The sequence below is a fragment of the Streptomyces sp. NPDC003691 genome (assembly GCF_053981115.1).
In genome coordinates, this window is sequence record NZ_JBSFNQ010000175.1 from 1 (window position 1) to 6,058 (window position 6,058).

At 74.5% G+C, this 6,058-nt stretch carries 2 protein-coding genes; both read left to right on the forward strand.

The genetic code is table 11. The features are described 5' to 3' along the window. On the forward strand, window positions 1-4,026 hold a 4,026-nt coding region (locus ACWDR0_RS34235; protein ID WP_456355736.1), incomplete at its 5' end, for a type I polyketide synthase. A gap of 92 nt (window positions 4,027-4,118) precedes the next feature. Then, window positions 4,119-6,058, forward strand: a 1,940-nt coding sequence (locus ACWDR0_RS34240) for a type I polyketide synthase (RefSeq protein WP_456355737.1), incomplete at its 3' end; no start/stop codon positions are given.

The window sequence follows — 6,058 nt, forward strand, 5'->3', positions numbered from 1 at the left end:
CAGGACGGCGCCTCCAACGGACTCACCTCACCCAACGGCCCCGCCCAGGAACGCGTCATCCAACAGGCACTCGACAACGCCGGACTCTCCTACGCGGACATCGACGCCGTCGAAGCCCACGGCACCGGCACCACCCTCGGCGACCCCATCGAAGCCCAAGCCCTCCACCACACCTACGGCACCCACCGCCCCAACGAACAACCCCTCTACCTCGGCAGCATCAAATCCAACATCGGCCACACCCAAGCCGCCGCGGGCATCGCCGGCCTGATCAAAATGATCATGGCTATCCATCATGCCCGGCTTCCCGAGTCACTCCATATCGACGCCCCCACCCCGCATACCCCGTGGGACGCCTCGCTGGAGCTGCTGACCGAGGCACGTCCCTGGCCCGACACCGGACGCCCCCGCCGCGCCGCCGTCTCCTCCTTCGGCATCAGCGGCACCAACGCCCACCTCGTCATCGAACAACCACCGGCAGCGGAGGAACAGGCGCCGGAGCCGCGTACCGGCACTCCCGTCACCTGGCTGGTGTCGGGTGCCTCCCCGGCCGCGCTGCGTGACCAGGCGGCGCGGCTGGCCGGGCGGTTCTCCGCCGCGGACGGCGAACCGCCGGACATCGGAGACACCGCCTACTCGCTCGCCGTGACCCGGGCGCCGCTGGCCCACCGGGCGGCCGTCACGGGCCGCGACCGCGACGAGCTGCTGGCCGGGCTCGCCGCCGTCGCCGCCGGAGAATCCGCCGCGGGCGTGCTGACTGCGGGGCCCCGGGCGCCCGGCAAGACAGTCTTCGTCTTCCCCGGCCAGGGCAGCCAGTGGCCCGGGATGGGGCTTCGGCTGCTGGCCGATTCGGCCGCGTTCCGGGCGGAGTTCGAGGCCGTCGAGCGGGCCCTCGCCCCCCATGTGGACTGGTCACCGGCCGGGGTGCTGCGCGGCGATCCCGGTGAACCGCCGCTGGAGCGCGTCGACGTGGTGCAGCCGCTGCTCTTCGCGGTGATGGTGTCCCTGGCCGCCGAGTGGCGGGCCGCGGGGGTCGAACCGGCCGCCGTCGTGGGGCACTCGCAGGGCGAGATCGCCGCCGCGTACGTGGCGGGGGCACTGTCCCTGGAGGACGCGGCGCGGATCGTGGCCTCCCGCAGCCGGGTGCTGACCCGGCTGGTGGGCCGCGGCGGCATGGTGTCCGTGGCGGCGGACGAGCGGCGGACGGCGGAACTGCTCGCCCCCTGGGCGGACCGGCTGTCGGTCGCCGCCGTGAACGGCCCCGCCTCCGTAATCGTCTCGGGTGCCGTCGAAGCCCTGGACGCGCTGCTCGCCGCCTGTGCCGAAGCGGACGTACGGGCGCGCCGGGTCCAGGTCGACTACGCCTCCCATTCGGCGCATGTGGACGACGTACGGGCGGACGTGGTCGACGGGCTGTCGGGAATCACGCCCCGGCCCGCGGGCATCGCGTTCTGGTCGACGGTCACCGGGTCCCGGCTGGACACGGCGGAGCTGACACCGGAGTACTGGTTCCGCAATCTGCGGGAGCCGGTACGGCTGGCGGAGACCGTACGGGCCCTGGCGGGCCGCGGCCACCACACCTTCGTGGAGATCAGCCCGCACCCGGTACTCGGGCTCGGGCTCAGCGGCACCCTGGACGACGCCCTGGAAGCGGGCACCGGGGCCGTGCTCGGCACCCTGCGGCGCGACGAGGACGGCCGGTCCCGCTTTCTGCGAACGCTGGCGGAGGCCCATGTCCAGGGCGTCCGGGTCGACTGGGAGCGGGCGTTCGCCGGGGAACCGTACCGGGCGGTGGATCTGCCGACGTACGCCTTCCAGCACCGGCCCTTCTGGTTCGCCCATCGCGCTCCGCACGGTACGGCGGCCGGCCCGGCCCCGGCGGACGCGCCGTTCTGGTCCGCCGTGGCGGAGCCGGACGCCTCGGCGCTGGCCGGGCTGCTGGGGGTGGCCGAGGACGCGCCGCTGACGGCGGTGCTGCCCGCGCTGTCGGCCTGGCACCGTGACGCCGCCGAGGCGGGGACGGTGGACCGCTGGCGGTACCGGGTGGCGTGGAAACCGCTCGCCGGTGCGGCGTCCACCCGCCGCACCGACGGGGACTGGTTGCTCGTCGAGACCGGTGTCCCGGAGGCGAAACCGGTGTACGACGCCTGCCGGTCGGCGCTGGAACGCTCGGGCGCGCGGGTGCTCACGGTCCGGATCGGCGCGGACGGCAGCGGGCGGGCGGCGGTCGCCGGGCGGCTGCGCGCGGTCCTCGGCGACGGCACGGCCGCCCTCGGCGGGGTGTTGTCCCTCGCCGGTCTCGACGAGACGCGGGATCCGGATCTGCCGTCGACACCCCGCGGGCTGGCGCTGACCGTCGCCCTGGTGCAGGCGCTGGGCGAGCTGGCACCGGACACCCCGCTGTGGTGCGTCACCCGCGGCGCGGTCGCGGCCGTACACGGTGAGACACCGGCCGCACCGGACCAGTCCCTGCTGTGGGGGCTGGGGCGGGTGGTCGCTCAGGAACACCACACCCGCTGGGGCGGGCTGCTGGACCTGGCGGCCGACCGGCCCGACGGCGCCGCGGGCGAGCTGCTGGTACGGGCGCTGGGGGCCCCGGGCCGTGACGACCAGATGGCGCTGCGGGCGTCCGGGCTGCTGGGACGGCGGGTGGTACGGGCCCCGGCCGCCGGGTCCGCGCCCGGGCCCGCCTACCGTCCGCGCGGCACGGTCCTCGTCACCGGGGGCACCGGTGCCGTGGGCGGGCATGTGGCGCGGTGGCTGGCCCGGCGCGGCGCTCCGCATCTGGTGCTGGCGGCCCGCCGGGGCGCGGACGCCCCGGGTGCGGCGGAGCTGGGCGCCGAACTGGCCGCGCTGGGCACCCGGGTGACCTTCGCCGCCTGCGACGTGTCGGACCGGGCGGCGCTGGCGCGACTGCTGGACGGGATCCCCGGCGACCTGCCGCTGACCGCGGTGATGCACACGGCCGCGGTCCTCGACGACGGGCCCGTGGACGGTCTCGACGCCGAACGCCTGGAACGGACCCTGCGGGTGAAGGTCGACGGGGCCCGTCATCTGCACGCGCTCACCGAGGGCCTGGACCTGGACGCGTTCGTCCTGTTCTCCTCCACGTCGGGCATGTTCGCCGCGGCCGGGCAGGGCAACTACGCGCCGGGGAACGCCTTCCTCGACGCGTTCGCGCTCCGGCTCCGGGCCGGCGGGCGGCCCGCCGTCTCCATCGCCTGGGGTGCCTGGGGCGGCGGCGGAATGGCCGAGAAGCGGGCAGTGAGCGCCCTGCTGAACCGGCACGGCGTCCCGGCGATGGACCCCCTGTTGGCCACGGCCGCCCTGGAACAGGTGCTGACCCTCCGGGAGACGGCCGTCGCGGTCGCGGACATCGACTGGAGCCGTTTCCACACCGCGTTCACCGCGGTCCGGCCGAGCCCGCTGTTCGAGGACGTCCCCGAGGCGGCGGCCGCCGGACCGGGCGGGGACCGGGACGGCGACGGGCCCGGCGGCACCGGTACGGATCCGGCGGACGGCGGTTTCACCGCACGGCTGGCCGCCGCCACCGGCCGGGCCCGGCGGCTGCTGCTGGAGGACCTCGTCCGGCGTACGGCGGCCGCCGTCCTCGGGTACGACGGGGCCGCGGAGGTGGATACCGGGCGGGCCCTGAAAGAGGCGGGTCTGGACTCGGTGACCGCCGTCGAACTGCGTAACCGGCTGGCGGCCGCCACCGGTCTCCAACTGCCCGCGACGCTGGCGTTCGACCACCCCACGCCACGGGCCCTCGCCGATTTCCTCGACGCCCGGACCACCTCCGGCGGGCCCGCGGCGCCGGAGGCGGCGGCACTGGCCGCGCTGGAATCGGCGCTCGCCGACCCGGAAGCCACCGAGCGGGCCGCCGGGTCCGCGCTGCCGCGGCTGCGTTCGCTCCTCGCCCGGCTGGAGGCGGCGGCCGGGGACCGGCCGGCGGCGACCGATCTCCACGAGGCGACCCACGAGGAGGTCTTCGCCCTGCTCGACCAGGAGCTGGGGCACCACTGAGCCGCGGCAGAGCGGCAGTACCCGGTGTGCCCGGCGGCAGATGCGCCGAACGCGGCCCGACCCCGAAACGTACGAGGACGAATGAGGCTCCGATGACGGAAGAACAGAAGCTCTTCGACTATCTGAAGCGGGCAACCGGCGATCTCCAGCAGACCCGTCGCCGGCTGCACGAGGTGGAGTCGGCGGCGCGGGAGCCGATCGCGGTGGTCGGGATCGGCTGCCGCTATCCGGGCGGGGCGGACTCCCCCGAGGCGCTGTGGCGGCTGGTGGCCGAAGGCCGGGACGCCGTCTCGCCGTTCCCCACCGGGCGGGGCTGGCGGCTGGACGAGCTGTACCACCCCGACCCGGAGCACGCCGGCACGTCCTATGTACAGGAGGGGGGTTTTCTCCATGACGCGGACCGGTTCGACGCCGGGGTGTTCGGCATCAGCCCCCGCGAGGCCCTGGCCATGGACCCCCAGCAGCGGCTGCTCCTGGAGACGTCCTGGGAGGCACTGGAGCGGGCCACCCTCAGCGCGGACAAGCTGCGCGGCAGCGCGACCGGTGTGTTCGTGGGGGCGACGTTCACCGACTACGGGCACGGGCTGACGTCGGTGCCCGAAGGGGTCGAGGGATATCTGATCACGGGCAGTACCGGCAGTGTCCTCTCCGGCCGGATCGCCTACACCCTCGGCTTCGAAGGCCCGGCGGTGACGGTGGACACGGCCTGCTCGTCGTCGCTGGTCGCCATCCATCTCGCCGCCCAGGCCCTGCGCCGCGGCGAATGCACCCTCGCGCTGGCGGGCGGCGCGGTGGTGATGGCCGAGCCGAATGTGTTCGTCGAGTTCAGCCGGCAGGGCGGGCTGGCGCCGGACGGCCGGTGCAAACCGTTCGCCGCGGCCGCCGACGGCACCAGCCTGGCCGAGGGCGTGGGCATGGTGGTGCTGGAGCGGCTTTCGGAGGCGCGGCGGAACGGTCATCCGGTGCTGGCGGTGATCCGTGGTTCGGCGATCAACCAGGACGGTGCCTCCAACGGGCTGACCTCGCCGAACGGGCCCGCGCAGGAGCGGGTCATCCGGCAGGCGCTGGAGAATGCCGGGCTGTCGTACGCCGATATCGACGCGGTCGAGGCGCACGGCACCGGCACCACACTGGGCGATCCGATCGAGGCCCAGGCGCTCCACCACACCTACGGCACCCACCGCGGCGAAGGGCAGCCTCTCTATCTCGGCAGCATCAAATCCAACATCGGCCACACCCAGGCCGCCGCGGGCATCGCGAGCCTCATCAAACTCATCATGGCCATGCGCCACGGGCACCTCCCGCAGAGTCTCCATATCGACGCCCCCACCCCGCACAGCCCCTGGGACGCCTCACTCCAACTGCTCACCGAGCCCCGCCCCTGGCCCGACACCGGACGCCCCCGCCGCGCCGCCGTCTCCTCCTTCGGCATCAGCGGCACCAACGCCCACCTCGTCATCGAACAACCACCCACGGAGGAGACCGCGCGGGCCGGAGGTCCGCAGAACCCCGAGGGTGGGAACAGGCCGGTGCCCTGGATGTTCTCGGCGCATTCGGAGGGCGCGCTGCGGGAGCTGGCCGTACGGCTCCAGACGATGCTCGCCGACGATCCGGAGACGGATGTCGCGGCGGTCAGCAGGTCCCTCGCCGCGACCCGGGCGGAGCTGTCGCACCGGGCCGTCGTGGTGGGCGGGGACCGGGCCGAACTGCTCACCGGGCTCGGTGTGGTGGGCCGGGGTGGTGAGGCGGGGAACGTGGTCCGGGGCACCGCCGCGTCCCGGCCGCTGACCGTGTTCGTCTTCCCCGGCCAGGGCTCCCAGTGGCCCGGCATGGCCCGCGAACTCCTCGACACCCAGCCCGTGTTCGCCCACCACCTCACCGCCTGCCACCACGCCCTCGCACCCCACACCGACTGGTCACTCCTCGACCTCATCCATCAGACCGACACCGCACCCGACCTCGACCGCACCGACGTCGTCCAGCCCGCCCTCTTCGCCGTCATGGTCTCCCTCGCCCGCCTCTGGCAACACCA